Raw genomic sequence first — 17132 nt, forward strand, 5'->3', positions numbered from 1 at the left:
CTTTCGTCAGTCGATGGGTGTCAATATTTTCGGAGTGGGTTCCCGCGTGATCGTCAGCAACTGTGTCACTGAGAAGGCGGCGAAAAGAGTGGCGGGCAGAGCGTTACGGTGCCGGCGCGCAGGGCAATGGCGCCGCCAGCAAGGCTTGAGCCTGATGTGCGACAATTTCCAGCAAGGCATTCAGCGCCGGGGTGGGATTGGCGTCGTTCAACCTCAATGCGTAAAGGATGACGGGCAGGGGGGGCGACAAAGGGCATGCATCCAGCCCGGCCTCCCGTGCGCCGGATGCGGTGAACGGGTCGACAATCGCCAGGCCTTCGCCGGCCTCGACCATGCTGCGCATCATCTGGTAAGTCTGTACCCGCGTTTGCACCACCGGCAGCGGGCGTAACGCTTGCAGCTTCGCGTCCAGCAAACGGCTTAACGGGTCATGTCCTTCAAGGCCGATCATCGACTGCCCGGCCAGGTCCTGCAGCGCAATGTATTTTTGCTTGGGCTTGAGCCAGCCGTGGGGCGCGAGCAATTGCAACTTGCCCTCGGCCAGCACCGTGCTCTGGATCTGCGGGTGTTGCGGATCATGCAGGCTCAGGCCTACATCGGCCTCATGCAGCAGCAGGCTTTTGACGATCTCCCGAGTAGGCTGGCTCGACAGGTTGCACGGCGTATCCTGAAAGCGCCGACGCAGCATGGCGATGCCTTGGGGCAGTAGCTGGTTGGCCAGCGGCGGGGTGCACAGCACGCGCAAGGTCGGCGCGTGGTGGTGTTTCAGGCGGCTGGCCAGTCGCTGGATCGGCTCGAGTGCTTCGTACAGATGGGCGATCTGGGCCTGCAGCTCCAGGGTTTCACGGGTGGCTTGCAGGCGTCCGCGCACACTGGCGAACAGCATGAAGCCCAGCTGCAGCTCGGCATCCTTGAGTGTGGCGTCAACCTCGCCCACGGGCAGTTGCAACCACTCGGCGGCCGTGCCGAGGTGTCCGGTCTGCAAGATGGCCTGAATCACTTCGATATGACGTAAACGCATGGCCGGAGTCTATGTGCAGCGCGCCGGGGATTCAATGGTGCAGGCCTCCGTGCGCAAAAAAGACGGCATGGGTCGCCCCTGCCTATGGCGTTAAGCCAGGACCTCACTAGAATGAACGGTCTGATCAGTAACGACCACTGCCGGTTTCCCGGTACTTACAACAAAAACAGGTCTGGTCTCAAATGCCTCTACCCTCGACATTATTCGGGGTAACGGTCAAGCAACTCCTGGTCCTGGTGACCGTGGGGTGCATGGCGGCTTACTTCTTCGATAATCATGATGAACACCCGCCGGAAAACCTCGCACTTGAAGCGTTTATCCGTGCGCAGGAACAGGTCAGCGAGCAAGTGGGCGCGGTGCTCGGTATTACCTTGATGAGGCAAGTGGAGGCGTATCCCGCTTACGACAGGTCGGGCTACACGCGCTCGATGTATGCGGTACAAGGAGAGCGGGGGCAGTTGGTGGTAACGCTCAAGCAGGGCGAGCAGGGTATCGAAGTCACAGAGATTCGCAGTCCCTGAGCATCCCCAGCCCAGTCGCCAGGACTGAGCAGGTGGACAGGGCGAAATCTCAAGACGCGAGGGTGGTTTGGGATTCGCGTACGATAATCGTGCCCGACTGGATCAATCTGAACTCATCACCTTCCAGTTTTTCTACACGGTCGCCAATGGCCAGCTTGTAGGTGGTGGTAGGCGCCGAGCCAGCCAGGTCGCCGTGCGCCGGGTTGGATTCCTGGAATTCATGCACCGAATATACGCGGCCTTCCGCGTCTCTGGCATGAAACTGTCCGACTAGTACTGCTGCCATCTGTTTAGAACCTCTGGAGATAAACACTCGATTTGCGGTTCTGTAGACCGTCAGTGAGCGGGGTAGTTTACCTATAAGAAAAAAATACTATTCGTTTAAAGTTTCCGATGTTTCCTACGCGCTAAGTGCGCGGCGACAATCTTTGAACTCGCTGGTGCATGTGGTGCGAAGTCTTTATAACTGTCAGCTCCATTACTCACACGTGGGGAAACCTCTATGAGCAAGGTCTACACAATTGCCGTCCTGGTTGGCAGCCTGAGAAAAGAGTCGATCAATCGCAAGGTTGCCCTGGCATTGGCCGATCTGGCCCCTGCCAACCTCAAGTTGAATATCGTCGAAATTGGCGATTTGCCGCTCTACAACGAAGACAATGAAGGTGCGACAGCGCCCGCAGCCTACAGCACTTTCCGCCATCAGGTGAGTTCATCCGACGCGGTGCTGTTCGTGACACCGGAATACAACCGTTCCGTGCCTGCGGTGTTGAAAAATGCCATCGATGTGGGGTCGCGCCCTTATGGGCAGAGTGCCTGGGGCGGCAAGCCGGGGGCAGTCATCAGCGTGTCGCCAGGCGCCATTGGCGGCTTTGGCGCCAACCATCACCTGCGCCAGTCCCTGGTGTTTCTGGACGTGTGGTGCATGCAGCAGCCAGAAGCCTACCTGGGCGGCGCGGGCAGTGTGTTTGATGAGGCAGGGAAGGTCTCGGAAAAGACTCGACCCTTCCTGCAGGCCTTTATCGATGCGTACGGCAAGTGGGTCGAAAAACAAAAGGGTTGATTGGCAATGAGTGCTGATGTGGGAGAGGGCTTGCCCCCTCCCACAGACGATCACCGCAGCCAGTTGGTACGTGCCAGTTCGATCACCTCATCGCCACGCCCGCTCATCACGGCCTTGAGCATATACAGGCTGAACCCCTTGGCCTGTTCCAGCTTGATGCTCGGTGGCATCACCAGCTCCTGAGTCGCGGTCACCACATCCACCAGCACCGGGCCGTCGTGCGCCAAGGCACGGCGCAGGGCCGGCTCCAGGTCTTCGGATTGCTCGACACGAATCCCCAGGATGCCCATGGCGTTGGACATGGCGGCAAAATCCGGATTTTTCAGTTCGGTGCCCGTATCCAGGTAGCCTGCGGCCTTCATCTCCATTGCGACGAAACCCAGTGACGCGTTATTGAACACGATAATTTTCACGGGGAGGTTCAATTGCGCCAGGGAAATGAAGTCCCCCATCAGCATGGTGAAACCACCGTCGCCCGACATCGAGATCACCTGTCGTCCAGGAAATGCCGCCTGGGCACCGATGGCCTGGGGCATGGCGTTGGCCATCGAGCCGTGGTTGAACGAGCCGATCAGCCGGCGCTTGCCGTTCATCTTCAGATAGCGCGCAGCCCACACGGTCGGTGATCCGACATCGGCGGTGAAAATCGCGTCATCATCGGCCAGCTCGCTGAGCACGCGTGCCACGTACTGGGGATGGATCGGCCGATCCGCCTTGGACGGTTGCGCCAGGTCATCCAGGCCCTGGCGGGCTTTTTCGTAGTGCTTCAACGAGGTCTCGAGAAAGCTGCGATCCGTCTTGCGGGTCAGGCGCGGCAGCAGCGCGTCGATGGTTTCGCGCACATCGGCGGCGATGCCCAGGTCCAGCGTCGCACGTCGTCCCAACGCCTGGGGATCGCGGTCGACCTGAATGATCTTGGCGTCGGTGGGGTAGAACTGCCGATAGGGGAAGTCGGTGCCGAGCATGATCAAGGTGTCGCAATCGAGCATGGCGTGGTAACCGGAGCTGAAACCGATCAGGCCGGTCATGCCGACATCGAACGGGTTATCCCACTCCACATGCTCCTTGCCGCGCAGCGCGTGCACCACCGGCGCGCCGAGGGTGTTGGCCAACGCCACCACCTGATCATGGGCACCGGCGCAACCGCTGCCGCACAGCAAAGTGACTTTTTCGCTGCTGTGCAGGATATCGCTCAGCCGCTGCAGATCCGCCTCTGCGGGCAACGTTCGTGGTGCATGCAGGGCCGGCCAGGGCTTGAGCTTGTCCTCTACTTCGAGCAACGAGACATCCCCCGGGATCACCACCACCGCCACGCCCCGATTGAGGATCGCCGAGCGCATGGCGCGATGCAGCACCTGAGGCATCTGCTCGGGGTTGCTCACCAGCTCGATAAAGTGGCTGCACTCCTTGAACAGCTCCTGAGGATGGGTTTCCTGAAAGTAGTTCAGGCCGATCTCCGAGGACGGAATTTGCGCGGCAATCGCCAGCACCGGCACATGGTTGCGATGGCAGTCGAACAACCCGTTGATCAAGTGCAGATTGCCTGGCCCGCAACTGCCGGCGCACACCGTCAACTCACCGGTGGCGGCGGCCTCGGCCCCGGCGGCGAACGCGGCCACTTCTTCGTGGCGCACGTGCATCCACTCGATGCTGTCCATGGTGCGCAGGGCGTCGGTGAGGCCATTGAGGCTGTCGCCGGTCAGGCCCCAGATGCGCTTGATACCCGCCTGTTCAAGGGTGGTAGCCAACTGCTGGGCCAGGTTGATTTTCGCCATGAAGAACTCCAATCGTCAGTGAGGTTGAAAAACTGCTGATCAGTAGGGGACAGTTCAATCATGGCGAATGCTCCGCTTCTAACGTGAAGATTGCGTCATGCTTGCGCGGTACTGCCGCGCGCGCCGTGCGGTAAACCATTGGTCACAGGCCAGCGCCAGCCACGGCGCAACCTTGGGGTTGGGCAGCTGTCCGCGGCTCAGGCGGCGCATCTGGTCACGTACCACGGCCAGGGTGGCGAGGGCGGCCAAGGGTTTGCGTTTCCAACTGATGGGCTTGAGCTGCGGGTTGAGTTCGCGGCCTTCGCGCCAGTGCCTGATCAATTGCGGCTCCAGGGTCAGCGCGGTGGCGATGCCGGCCATGGCGATGCCGCTGTCCAGTACCTGCTGCACGACGGGCAGGCGGCGAATGCCGCCGGTCACCATCAACGGCATCCTGGCGACAGTGGCGAGTTCCTTGGCGAACTCCAGGAAGTACGCCTCACGCGCCAATGTGCGCCCGTCTCGCGCCTCGCCTTGCATGGCTGGTGCTTCGTAGCTGCCACCGGACAGTTCCAGCAGGTCGATGGGCAGCGGGTTGAGCATTTCGACCACGGCACGCGCGTCAGCTGCATCGAAACCGCCACGCTGAAAATCTGCGGAATTGAGCTTTACCGCCACGCAAAATGAAGGGCTGACACTGGCGCGCACGGCATTGATCACTTCCAGCAGCAGGCGCGCGCGGTTTTCCAATGAGCCGCCCCAACGATCGGTGCGATGGTTACTCAAGGGTGACAGAAACTGGCTCAACAGGTAGCCGTGGGCACCATGGATCTGCACCCCGGTAAACCCGGCTTTTTCAGCCAGGCGGGCGCTGGTGGCGAAGCGTGCGATCACCTCCTGAATATCGTCTTCGGTCATGGCCCTGGGCGTGGCGAACATTTTGGAAAAGCTACCCAGGTCAAGGGCGATGGCAGACGGCGCCAATGCCTGCTGGCCCAGGTTGGCCATGGTCTGACGCCCTGGATGGCTGAGCTGCACCCAGAAATGCACACCCTTGGCGCGAGCCACATCGGCCCATTCGCGGAAGCTGTCCAGGTGCTGCTCGTTTTCCAGTGCGACGCCGCCGGGGCCGGTCATGGCACGGCGGTCGATCATCACATTGCCAGTGAGCAGCAAGCCGGGCTCACCCTCGGCCCAGGTCTTGTACAACTGCTTCAACTCGCGAGAGGGAGCCTGATTGAGGTCGGCCATGTTTTCTTCCATCGCCGCCTTGGCGATACGGTTGGAAATGACTTGGCCGTTGGGCAGTTGTAAGGCTTCAAAGGGTGACATGGGTTGACTCCTGAGCGGGGGAGGCCTCAGGCTAAGCTTAAAGTTAACTTTAATGTCAAGCAGGCGTTTCGATGAATATTGGTGAGCTGGCAAAACAGAGCGGATTAGCGGCCTCGCGCATCCGCTTTTACGAAGCTGAAGGCTTGATCAGCCAGGTGGGGCGCCAGGCCAATGACTATCGACGTTATGCGCCAGAGGCGCTGCAGACACTGCAACTGATCCAGAGCGCGCAACAGGCCGGCTTCACCCTGCAGGAACTCAAGGCGTTGATGCCGGCGCCGGGCGAGCACAAGCGCGACGAGCTGATCGAGGCGTTGGAACGCAAGGTCGCGCAGATCGACGGGATGCAGGCGCAGTTGGCTCACAACAAGGCGCAGTTGCTGAGCGTGATCGAGGCGGTGCGGGCGCAGCCGGAAGGCGTGCCGTGCTCCATGGGGCAGAAGCAGGTGCTGGCGTCGATTAATCCGCAACCTGGAAGTCGCTGAATAGCATGTGGGAGGGGGCTTGCTCCCGATAAGGGAGTGTCAGTCAACATTCATATGACTGACCCACCGCAATCGGGAGCAAGCCCCCTCCCACCTGTTTGACTCCGTTCGCCTGGATATTGTGGGTTCCCAACCACTCCAGCGCCGTGCACAGCTGCAAGAGCTGCCGGATGTACGCAGAACCAAATGTGGGAGGGGGCTTGCTCCCGATGAGGGAGTGTCAGTCAACATTCATATGACTGACCCACCGCAATCGGGAGCAAGCCCCCTCCCACCTGTTTAACCCCGTTCGCCTGGATATTGTGGTGTTCCCAAGCACTCCAGCGCCGTGCGCAGCTGCAAAAGCTGCCGGGTGTACGCAGAACCAAATGTGGGAGGGGACTTGCTCCCGATAAGGGAGTGTCAGTCACCATTCATATGGCTGACCCACCGCAATCGGGAGCAAGCCCCCTCCCACCTGTTTGACCCCGTTCGCCTGGATATTGTGGTGTTCCCAAGTACTCCAGCGCGGTGCACAGCTGCAAGAGCTGCCGGATGTACGCAGAACCAAATGTGGGAGGGGGCTTGCTCCCGATGAGGGAGTGTCAGTCAACATTCATATGACTGACCCACCGCAATCGGGAGCAAGCCCCCTCCCACCTGTTTAACCCCGTTCGCCTGGATATTGTGGTGTTCCCAAGTACTCCAGCGCCGTGCACAGCTGCAAAAGCTGCCGGGTGTACCCAGAACCAAATGTGGGAGGGGGCTTGCTCCCGATGAGGGAGTGTCAGTCAACATTCATATGACTGACCCACCGCAATCGGGAGCAAGCCCCCTCCCACCTGTTTGACCCCGTTCGCCTGGATATTGTGGTGTTCCCAAGCACTCCAGCGCCGTGCGCAGCTGCAAAAGCTGCCGGGTGTACGCAGAACCAAATGTGGGAGGGGGCTTGCTCCCGATAGCGGAGGGTCAGTCAACATTGATATGACGGACCCACCGCTATCAGGAGCAAGCCCCTCCCACATTTTTTTACTCAGCGGCGTCGGAATAGCGGCAGTGGCTCATCCGTTGCAGCCTGATATGTCACCGAAAAATCCTTGAGACTTTCCAACGCTTCATACGGGTCCTTGTCGGCGCGCAAGGCGAAGGCATCGAAGCCGCAGCGGCGCAGGTAGAACAGCTGGTCGCGCAGCACGTCGCCAATCGCCCGCAGCTCGCCCTTGAAACCATAACGGTCACGCAACAGGCGTGCGTTGGAGTAGTTGCGTCCGTCGGTGAAGGCCGGGAAATTCAGCGCGATCACCTGGAAATGCTGCACGTCATCACCGATTTCTTCGGCTTCTTCATCGGCGTCCAGCCACACGCCCAGGCCGCCATCGCGGGCCTTGAGGGCGTGGCCGTGCTCGCGCCACAGCGCCAGCGGCACGATCAGGTCGTCGCAGTTGGAGATGCCGTCGAAGCTCGCGTCCTTGGGCAGCAGGTGCCAGGTTTCGTCGAGGACTTCGTTGTTCTTAATGATTCGCTGCATAGACGCGCTCCTTGAACAGGTCGATGCCGATGCGCTGGTAGGTGTCGATGAAACGCTCATCTTCGGTGCGCTGTTCGATGTACACGTCGATCAGCTTGCCGATCACCTCCGGCATGGCTTCCTGGGCGAAGGACGGGCCGAGGATCTTGCCCAGGCTCGCATCGCGGCTGGCGCTGCCACCCAGGGACACTTGGTAGAATTCTTCGCCTTTCTTGTCCACGCCCAGGATGCCGATATGACCGACGTGGTGGTGACCACAGGCGTTCATGCAGCCGGAAATGTTCAGGTCCAGCTCGCCGATGTCGAACAGGTAGTCCAGGTCGTCGAAACGGCGCTGGATCGACTCGGCGATCGGGATCGACTTGGCATTGGCCAGGGAGCAGAAGTCGCCGCCCGGGCAGCAGATGATATCGGTCAACAGGCCGATGTTCGGCGTGGCGAAACCGCCTTCACGCAGCTCGCCCCACAGGGTGAACAGTTGGCTCTGTTCGACGTCCGCCAGAATGATGTTCTGCTCGTGGGAGGTGCGCAGTTGACCGAAGCTGTAGCGGTCGGCCAGGTCGGCGACGGCGTCCAATTGTTTGTCGGTGATGTCGCCCGGTGCAACGCCGGTGGGCTTGAGCGACAGGGTCACGGCCACATAGCCCGGCTTCTTGTGCGCCAGGGTGTTGCGGCCACGCCAGCGGGCGAAGCCTGGGTGTTGCTGGTCGAGGGCCGCGAGCTCGGCGTCCTGATTGCTCAGGGCCTTGTACTCGGGGTCGACGAAATGCTTGGCGACGCGGTGCACTTCGGCTTCGGTCAGGGTGGTCTGGCCGCCGCGCAGGTGTTCCATCTCGGCGTCGACTTTCTGCGCGAACACCTCGGGGGTCAGCGCCTTGACCAGGATCTTGATCCGGGCCTTGTACTTGTTGTCACGACGGCCGTAGCGGTTATAGACCCGCAGGATAGCGTCGAGGTAGCTCAACAGGTCCTGCCACGGCAGGAACTCGTTGATAAACGCGCCCACGACCGGCGTACGGCCCAGGCCGCCACCCACCAGCACGCGGAAACCCAGCTCGCCAGCGGCATTGTGCACCGGCTCCAGGCCGATATCGTGCACTTCGATGGCCGCGCGGTCCGAGGTCGAGCCATTGATGGCGATCTTGAACTTGCGCGGCAGGTAGGCGAATTCAGGGTGGAAGGTGGTCCACTGGCGCACGATTTCGCACCATGGGCGTGGGTCGATCAACTCATCGGCAGCGACGCCGGCAAATTGGTCGGTGGTCACGTTGCGCAGGCAGTTACCGCTGGTCTGAATGGCGTGCATCTGCACGGTGGCCAATTCAGCCAGGATATCCGGCACGTCTTCCAGGGCCGGCCAGTTGAACTGCACGTTCTGGCGGGTACTGATGTGGGCGTAGCCTTTGTCGAAGTCGCGGGCGATCCTGGCCATCATGCGCGTCTGGCGCGACGTCAGCTGGCCATAGGGCACAGCCACCCGCAGCATCGGCGCAAAGCGCTGAACATAAAGGCCATTTTGCAGGCGCAGAGGGCGGAACTCTTCTTCGCTCAGTTCACCTGCTAAGTAGCGTCGGGTCTGATCACGGAACTGCTTGACGCGGTCCTCGATGATGCGCTGATCGTATTCGTCGTATACGTACATATAGGTCCTGTTCTCGGCAAATCTGCGCGCACGGCCGCGCACTCCCAACGGAGCCGGCGCACGATACCAGTTTGCGTTTATGCGCAAAAGTGATGTTTGAGTATATGCACATAACCAAAATGACTAATGAGAGGGGTTATCGCCTTATCCACATTTGTCATAGGGGCAAGCGTGGTCTTTACTGGTGTCGAGTCTTAGTGCAATCACCTACAAAACCGACAAGAGGCGATGCGATGAGCAATTCGACAAAGATACGTAAACCCGACAGCACCGTGGATGCCTGGGCGATTCTGTTTCTGATCATCCTCGTGGTGGGCACCGCCGTGTTCTGGGTCAGCCATCAGTAAGCCAGCCCTTGAGCTTGCACACTTTGCCGCCTTGGCCGGCTTCACACCCCGGCCAGGTGCAGCACCAGCTTGACGATGCCAAACAGCGTCAGGGCAAACACCGCCGTGAAAACAATACCCATTATCACGAAATGACTGGGCTTGCCGTGGGTGAAGTCGCGGGCGCGGTTCTTGCCGCTTTGCACGCCAAAGGCGGCGGCCATGACGCTGTGGAGCATTTGCCAGAACGTGGGTGGTTTGTTCTGTGGGTCGTCCATGGATTCCTCGCAATGAGGTGCGACTGAGTGAGGTACGACAAAGCATAGCCGAGCCCCCGCGCCATGGCGGCCCATATAGCTAACTACCGCCTCCACGATTACCGGTAATGGTGTGCTGTCGCTCTACTTCTTAGAGAGAGACGCCATGACCGTTCCATTTGTGCCCGTGCACCTCGTTACGTCCAGCCTGCATGGCAAGTTATTGAAAAAGTCGGTGCCGCAGTGGCTGTTGGATGCCGCGCCCGAGCGGCGCGCCGCGCTCAAGCACACCGATGCGGCGTTACCCCAGGCCTATCAGGATGCAACCCCTGCGCAACGCAAGCAGTTACATGAACACTTCACTGCAAGCTTCACCGCGCAAACGGCGCTCGACAAGACCATGGCTGCCTTGCAGGACATCGACACCTTCGCCGAGCCCTTGCTGCGAGAGGCACTCAAAGATCAGCTCGGCGTGACGCTTGATGTACGCAAGACGTGGATCAGCCTGAAGAAGACCACGACACTACAAGGCATAGAGCTGAGCACCTTTGAGTACCTGAAACTGAGCTTGCTGGAAGCGGCAAAACATAACTTCGAAGCCTCTGAAGCTCGAGCTCGCGAGTTTCACCGTACTTCCGGCTTCCTCGTGCAAGGGGCGACGGCCGATACGTTTACGCCATTGATCGTCAACTTTCAGGTTCACCAGTTCCTGACGCTCTGTCGGAGCCTGGACATCGGTGCAAAGTACCAAACCTATATCAAGGCATTTTTCCAACCCACCGATACCGCGAAGGCGGCCACACTGCGCCGGCAGTTTATCGCGAGCCAGAAGGCGACGATGCGGGCCGCCGCCGAGTTGGCTCTGCTGCAAAAAGATATCGATGCTCAAGAGCGTGCAATGGTGGAGTCGGTGATAAACGGCGAGGTGTCCCCCAAATTGCGGGGGCAGCCGGTCTGGTTTTGCGACCTGGGCATCATGAAGCGCCGCTTGACTGGCTGCGTGGTGTTTATGGCGTGCCAGAAATATCATCATCCGAAGGAATGCATCGTCTATGTTCCGCATGATCAAAAGCATTCCCTGAAACGCTTTACCTTTCGCGAGATGGATGCCTACTTCAAGGAGCGATTCACTGCCGCGGATACCCCGTCCCCGGAAGCGGCACGCCCGACCCGCTACCAGAAATTCTTCAGTCAGTTCGTGCCGTATAGCGATCATCCGTACTATTTCGGTCAGTTCACCAAGGATGGCGATTCCTCCTGGGCTGAAAAATACGCGTCCACAGTGCCGGCCTGGAGTGAGATGCTGAACCTCGTCTCGCTGATCCCTGTCCCTGTCATAACCAACCTGCCCCCTGCGCAGAAGTCCCCGCAGCGGGCGGAGGACGATCCCTACCTGCATATCAAGCCTTACCGGCAAAAGGGGCAAGGGCCCTGGGGCAACAACGTCGACCTGTGGGGCTACCTGTTTGATCGCAGCTGCAGCCAGAGCATCACCGACGCCGCCGCCCACGCCGTGCCCACCGCAGATGTCGATGCCAGGGTGCGTGCGCAAAAAATTGCCAGTTGGCTGAATATCGGCCTGTTCGCCGCGACCTTCTTCGCGTCCTTTGTGCCGGTATTGGGTGAACTCATGCTGGTGTTTATGGCGGGCCAGCTTGTGTACGAGGCGTTTGAAGGGGCCATCGAGTGGGCGGAGGGCGATCGCAAGGCCGCCAAGGCGCACCTGATCGACCTGGCGGAAAACCTCGTGCAGATTGCTCTGTTCCACGCTGCCGGCAAGGGCGTAGGCAAACTGCTGGCCATCAAGCCTGCGCTCTTTGTCGAAGACATGCAGCCAGTCAAGCTGCCCAATGGCCAGACCCGCTTGTGGAAGCCCGATCTGTCGCCTTATAAAAGCGACGTGACAGTCCCGGACGACGTCCGTCCCAATGCCTTGGGACAATACGAAATCAACGACAAGACCTACATCCGCCTCAATAGCGACCTGTACGAAAAGACCTTTGACTCAACCCTCAAAAAATGGCGGATCAAGCATCCCAGTGACCCCGCGGCGTACCAGCCCATTCTCGAACACAACCAGGCCGGCGCCTGGCGGCACCTGCATGAACGACCCTTGCAGTGGGACCGCCTCACGCTGCTGCGGCGGCTCGGCCACCGTACCGAAGAATTCTCCGACGAGGTATTACGCACCATCGGCGAAGTGAGTGGGGTTGAGGACGATGTGTTGCGCAAAGTCCACGTGGACGGCTTGCCCGTGCCAGCGGCACTGGCAGACACGCTGGAGCAGTTCAGCCTCGACCGGCAGGTCGGCGAGGTGATTGCGCGGGTCCGTCGCGGTTCAGTGGCAGACAGTCGCTTCGAATGTATGTTGCCACTGACAGTGGAGTTGCCGCTCTGGCCAGTGGGCCGAGTACTGGAAGTGTTTGAAGGGCCGGAGCGATGGGGCGCGTCCCAGCGCTATGGTGTGACGTCGTCAACCACTGAGGCGAGTGTCAGCATCAAGCTCACCCGTAGCGAGGTACAGGCCGGCAAGCTGGGCGAGAAGGTGCTGTCGCAGATGAGCGCGGACGAAATCACTCGCCTGCTGGGGAGCGCGTCCGGTTGGAACGGGCTGACCGCAGAGCAGGTGTTCAACGAGCGCCTGGCGGACCATGCGCTGAAAAGGCAGCCTGCGCTGTTCGACAGCTTATGGCGTTCAAGGGCGCCGAAGGTGCCCGACACCAGCGTGCTCGGCCGACGCTATCCATCGTTACCGCGCCAGGCCTTGGATGAGGTGCTCGACGCCGCCACGCCGCGCGAGCGCAGTCGCCTCGATAGCACGGGGAAGGTGCCGACGCGCCTGGATGATCTGGCTCGCATTCGCCTGCAACAGCATCGCCTGAACCGCGCGATCGCCGGGCTGCACCGCGAAAACCTGGCGAGCCTGGACAGCGACCGCCTCGCCTTGCACAGCCTGGAGCGCTTGCCGGGCTGGCCGGCAGGGCTGCGCCTGGAACTGCGCGGCGACAAGGTTGACGGGCCGTTGCTGGACAGTATCGGCGCCGAGGACGCCACGATACGCAAGTACCTGGTCAAGGAAGGCGGCAGCTTTCAGGCGCGGGATGAGCGGGGCGCGGCCCTGCATAGCGTCTCGCCCTATAGCCGCAACTTTTATCAGTCAATCTTGCAGGCCTTGCCCGATGAGTTCCGCAGCGGCCTTGGCATCGCTGGTACCCATCAGGATGCGCTGTTAAAACAGACGTTGGCCAACTATGCGAGCGGCCATCGCAGTGAAATGGCCAGTATTCTCGGACAACGGACGCCCAGGTCGCGACCGTCGTTGCGCCTGGCGGACGGCCGGCTGGGTTATCCGTTGTCGGGCAGGGGCGCAGGAGCAGGTGTAGGAGACCTCGATCGTCTTATCACGCGTGTGCGGGATATCTACCCCAATGTGAGTGAAGCCGAAGCCGAGGCTTTCGTGCAACGACACCTGAGCGATGGTGAACACCCGCAACAGATTTTCAACGTGTTGGCCAACCGCCAGCGGGAACTGGACGACCTGCGCAGCGCCCTTGGCCCTTGGGTGGGAATTGATCGGGCACGTCTACGCGTGGCTGACAACGTCATCGACTGCTGGCGCAGTGGTCTGAACCGTGGTGGGGCGCGTTTGAGCAGCCTGAACTTGATCGACGGGTCAGGGCTACCCACATTGAACGCCGATTTTTCCCATGTAGGTACCTTGAGGCTGTCGGGCAGCGCGCTCCTTATGGATCGGGTTTTGCCGCTTGTACGGCAGTTCCCGAATGTGCGACGCCTTGAGGTACTCGTCGATACCTTCAACCGGGATGAGGTTACCGAACGGCTGGCGAGCTTTTCCGATATCACTGAGCTGGTGCTCACGCACCGGGAGTACTCCGGGCTTTCGTCCACGGCTGATTTTCCGCCTGAAGTGATGCAGTCGATCAATCGCATGACGCAACTGGAACAGTTGTCCCTGAACGGCTCCATGGACCGGTTGGATGTCAGCGGCCTGGTAAACCTGCGCGGGCTGGAGGTGTCCGGATCGCTGGCGACCTGGCCTGAAGGTGTCCTGGGGCTTGAGCACCTGGAAACCCTCAACCTGTCTTCCACGCGGATCAACTCGATAGCGCCGCAGATGCTAACCGGCCACGAGCGCCTTTGGCGCGGGCTGCGGATGAACTGGAGGATTTTTGAGCCGCAGGCATTTATGGAGGCCTATGAACATGTGCGTGACAACCCGGCGCATCTTGTGGATGAAGAGGTCATGGTGCGGTTGTATGCAGAGGGCACGCTGAGTCATCTCACGAACGGTGATGCAGCCATGGTCTCCAGGGTTATCGAGGAGTTCAGGCTGCAGCAGGTTCCCGGCAGTGAACAGATTGAACGACTTGAGGCAGCACGGTCGGAACAACGTGAGCTGACCCAGGCGTTGCAGCAGTGGTTGGCGCGCGACCCGGCTGACGCGCGTGTTCGGATTGAACCGTCTAATCGTCAGCGGGCAGAAACTCGCATACTCGCTTCCTGGCGAGAGGGTCTCGCGCAGCGGCTGGCACCCGGTACAAGGCCGGGGCCGGGGCCGTCCAGGCCGGTGTTTGCGTCAGAGATGCGCCTGGACCTTTCAGGCGGTGCCTTGGCCGACTTACCGGCGTTACCGGCGGCTGGTTTTTCCCATGTGCGTGACCTTGACCTGGCAGGCGTGCGGGTGCCGTTCACGGAGCTTGAAAGTTTTCTGGGGCGGTTCACCCAAGTGGAGCATTTGGGCCTTGCCTATAACAATCTGACCCGCCTGCCGTCAGGCCTGACCGGGATGACCTCCCTGCGCTCCCTGGACCTGTCCCGCAACCTGTTGCAAGTCACTCCCACGATGCAGGCCCGCTTGAATGAAATGACGCGCCTGACCTCTCTGAGCCTGCAACTCAATCCCGTACGTACGCTTGATATCAGTCATCTCTCGCAACTGACCACCCTCGATCTGCGGCGCACAGCCATTCGCGCCTGGCCTGCGGGCGCGGTTGAGTCGCCCACCCTGCAACGCCTGGACCTGAGCCACAGTGCGGTGACCTCGATTGCGCAGGCGGCGTTGACCGGCCATGACCGGTTGCTGACCCATACCAACCTGCGCGGCTGTCGCCTGACGACGGCGGCTGTGGCACAGGCGCAGACGATCAGTCAGCGCCTGCCCGGCGAGAACCCGCTGGGCATTCCCCGCGCATTGCTGAACCGAGGCAGAACGGGCGGCGACCCCGAGTACTTTCCAGACGGGACTGAACAAAATCCCAACCTTCTGTTGCCGCTGCCCCTGACGGCCGGTGGCGATGCCGCGCCGATCACCGCTGCGGCGCGCTTGCAGCGCCTCGATCCACACCTCGACACCGCGCAGGCCGTGGCGCGCATCGACGCGCTGCGCGGCGATGGATTGAATGCGCTCCAGATAGAGGCTCGACTCAGGCAGTGGGAGGCGCAACAACGCGAATGGATCCAGGTGTTGAATGGATGGATCGATATTCAAGGCGTGCGAAGCGGTAGCGGTTGGATCAGCGCCATCGACCGGCGACGGGCTGCGGAACGACTGCTGTCGCACTGGCGCTACAGCTTGCGTGAAAGCCCGCCACTACAGGCGCCGCTGGGGCAGCATCAGTTGGACCTGTCCGGGTTGACGCTGGGGGATCTGCCGGCGCTGCCCAGCCCGCTCGAGCATGTCCGCGAGTTAAACCTGAGCAACGTCATGATCACAGAGCAAGGCACCAATGAGTTTCTGCGCGCATTCGGCAATATCGAGACCTTGAACCTGGACAATAACGGCTTGAGCGTATTGCCCGACGCAGTGAGTGAGTTTCGATCACTCAGGCATTTGGACGCTATCCATAATGAATTGCGTGACGCAACGGCATTGCGTCGGCAACTGTTGGAGATGCCGATGCTGGAAAGCTTGAATTTGGGTGGCAACCGGCTGGCCGAGCTGGATGTGAGCGGTATGACACAGTTGCAAACCCTGAACCTGCCTGATAACGAATTGGAGGAGTGGCCAGCAGGTGTTTTTCAGGCAACACGCCTGCGCACATTGAACCTGCGTAACAACCGGATCGAAACCATCCCGTCCCGGTACGAGATGTATCACCATCAGGCATTGATGGCCGGCACAGACGTGTTCGATAACCTACTGCTGGAAGATGAATTCGAAAACCTGCGCACGTACCTGCAAAACACGGGCAATGGCCTGGGCTTTACCCGCGCGGAAATCGACAGAATGATCGAAGGCTATCACCCTGATGATTCCGACGGCGGCGATGAGCCGTTGGGCGCCCACCAACGGTTGGGGGCAGATGCGCATCCGGAAATCGAACCTTCTCACGTGCAGCGAGACCGCTGGTTTACCGGTGTGGCTGAAGGCTCGGAGCGGTATCAAGCCTGGGAAGAGCTGCGGGCCGCCCCTGACAGCGCTGACTTTTTCTTTACCCTGTCGCAGTTGCGCAACACCCTCGATTTCCAGCGCAATCCAGCGGATGTGAGAGCGCGGGTGTGGCGCGTCCTGGATGCGCTGTATGCAGACCCGTCTCTGCGCACGGATGTGTTTGCCAGGGCGCGTGCCGCACAACCCCGGATGACCTGCGGCGATGGTCGCATCCTGGTGTTCAACGACCTTGAAACGGCGGTCTATGAGTTCAATGTGCGCAGTAGCGTGACACCTGCTCAAGAAGGTGTTGAATTGTTCCGGTTGGCCAGGGGTATGAATCGCCTCGATGCCGTCGAGAGCATTGCCGAAGAGGTCATCCGTGCGCGGCCAAGGGCCGACGCGGCGGAAATCCGCCTGGCTTACCGTATCGGGCTGGCTCAGCGTCTGGAACTGCCGAATCAACCCCACGGCATGATCTATGCGACCGTGGCGAACGTGACCCAGGCCGCCCTGGACACTGCCTATGACACCATCATTGAAAGCGAGGCTGGGGATGACTTCGTGCGAAGCCTGGTCCAGCGCACCTACTGGTTGGACTATTTGAAAAGGGCCTATCCTGCCGAGTTCGAGACCCTGTCCGACAGCCTCGCTGAACAAACCGAGGCCCTGGATGCACGCTACCCCGAAGGGGGTGCGCAGTATTTGAGCGAGTATGGGACGTTGGGCCGCAAACGGGCTGACGAGGAAACAGCCCTGGCCATCGAGCTGACCGTGCGGGAACGTACCCGTCTGGGTGTGTAGACCGTACGACCGTGCAGGGGCTCGGCAAGCCC

Annotated in this window: 11 protein-coding genes; 4 read left to right on the plus strand and 7 right to left on the minus strand. The window is 60.5% G+C overall.

Annotated features, from left to right (window positions below; translation table 11 throughout):
- Positions 1–103 precede the first annotated feature (103 nt).
- Complete coding sequence (locus QF045_RS14790) at positions 104–1021, minus strand: LysR substrate-binding domain-containing protein (protein WP_306492843.1); 918 nt, start codon at positions 1019–1021, stop codon at positions 104–106.
- A gap of 182 nt (positions 1022–1203) precedes the next feature.
- Between QF045_RS14790 and QF045_RS14795 the strand changes: the two genes are divergently transcribed.
- Positions 1204–1542, plus strand: coding sequence for a hypothetical protein (locus tag QF045_RS14795; protein WP_306492844.1), 339 nt, complete (start codon positions 1204–1206; stop codon positions 1540–1542).
- A 49-nt stretch (positions 1543–1591) separates the two neighbouring features.
- Here QF045_RS14795 and QF045_RS14800 read toward each other — a convergent pair whose 3' ends face one another.
- The gene (locus QF045_RS14800; protein WP_306492845.1) at positions 1592–1828 is read right to left on the minus strand and encodes a hypothetical protein; all 237 of its coding nucleotides are present in this window, start codon (positions 1826–1828) and stop codon (positions 1592–1594) included.
- Positions 1829–2044: 216 nt separating this feature from the next.
- Here QF045_RS14800 and QF045_RS14805 point away from each other — a divergent pair, with 216 nt between their 5' ends.
- Positions 2045–2602 carry an NADPH-dependent FMN reductase gene (locus QF045_RS14805; RefSeq protein ID WP_306492846.1) on the plus strand — a complete coding sequence of 186 codons (558 nt, stop codon included), beginning with the start codon at positions 2045–2047 and terminating at the stop codon, positions 2600–2602.
- Positions 2603–2652: 50 nt separating this feature from the next.
- On the opposite strand, the gene poxB is transcribed toward QF045_RS14805, so the two are convergent.
- Positions 2653–4377, minus strand: a complete 1725-nt coding sequence (poxB, locus tag QF045_RS14810; RefSeq protein WP_306492847.1) for a ubiquinone-dependent pyruvate dehydrogenase — start codon at positions 4375–4377, stop codon at positions 2653–2655.
- Between the two features lie 78 nt (positions 4378–4455).
- Positions 4456–5688 (minus strand): NADH:flavin oxidoreductase/NADH oxidase family protein, encoded by a 1233-nt coding sequence (locus QF045_RS14815; protein ID WP_306492848.1) that lies wholly within the window; start codon positions 5686–5688, stop codon positions 4456–4458.
- Positions 5689–5759: 71 nt separating this feature from the next.
- On the opposite strand from QF045_RS14815, the gene QF045_RS14820 reads away from it, so the two are divergent.
- On the plus strand, positions 5760–6173 hold the full coding sequence (locus tag QF045_RS14820; protein WP_306492849.1) for a MerR family transcriptional regulator: 414 nt from the start codon (positions 5760–5762) through the stop codon (positions 6171–6173).
- A gap of 1012 nt (positions 6174–7185) precedes the next feature.
- Here the strand turns inward: QF045_RS14820 and QF045_RS14825 are convergent.
- The 3 genes from QF045_RS14825 to QF045_RS14835 form a co-directional block, all read right to left on the minus strand.
- Positions 7186–7680, minus strand: a complete 495-nt coding sequence (locus tag QF045_RS14825) for a DUF934 domain-containing protein (RefSeq protein WP_306492850.1) — start codon at positions 7678–7680, stop codon at positions 7186–7188.
- On the minus strand, positions 7664–9322 hold the full coding sequence (locus QF045_RS14830) for a nitrite/sulfite reductase (protein ID WP_306492851.1): 1659 nt from the start codon (positions 9320–9322) through the stop codon (positions 7664–7666). Before QF045_RS14830 ends, QF045_RS14825 begins: the two co-directional genes overlap by 17 nt.
- Positions 9323–9710: 388 nt before the next feature.
- Positions 9711–9926: a DUF2970 domain-containing protein gene (locus QF045_RS14835; protein WP_306492852.1), complete on the minus strand. Its 216-nt coding sequence runs from the start codon at positions 9924–9926 to the stop codon at positions 9711–9713.
- 145 nt (positions 9927–10071) lie between these two features.
- Here QF045_RS14835 and QF045_RS14840 point away from each other — a divergent pair, with 145 nt between their 5' ends.
- Positions 10072–17100 carry an NEL-type E3 ubiquitin ligase domain-containing protein gene (locus QF045_RS14840; RefSeq protein ID WP_306492853.1) on the plus strand — a complete coding sequence of 2343 codons (7029 nt, stop codon included), beginning with the start codon at positions 10072–10074 and terminating at the stop codon, positions 17098–17100.
- Positions 17101–17132: the final 32 nt, after the last annotated feature.

This window comes from Pseudomonas sp. W4I3 (assembly GCF_030816195.1).
Taxonomy (GTDB): Bacteria; Pseudomonadota; Gammaproteobacteria; order Pseudomonadales; family Pseudomonadaceae; genus Aquipseudomonas.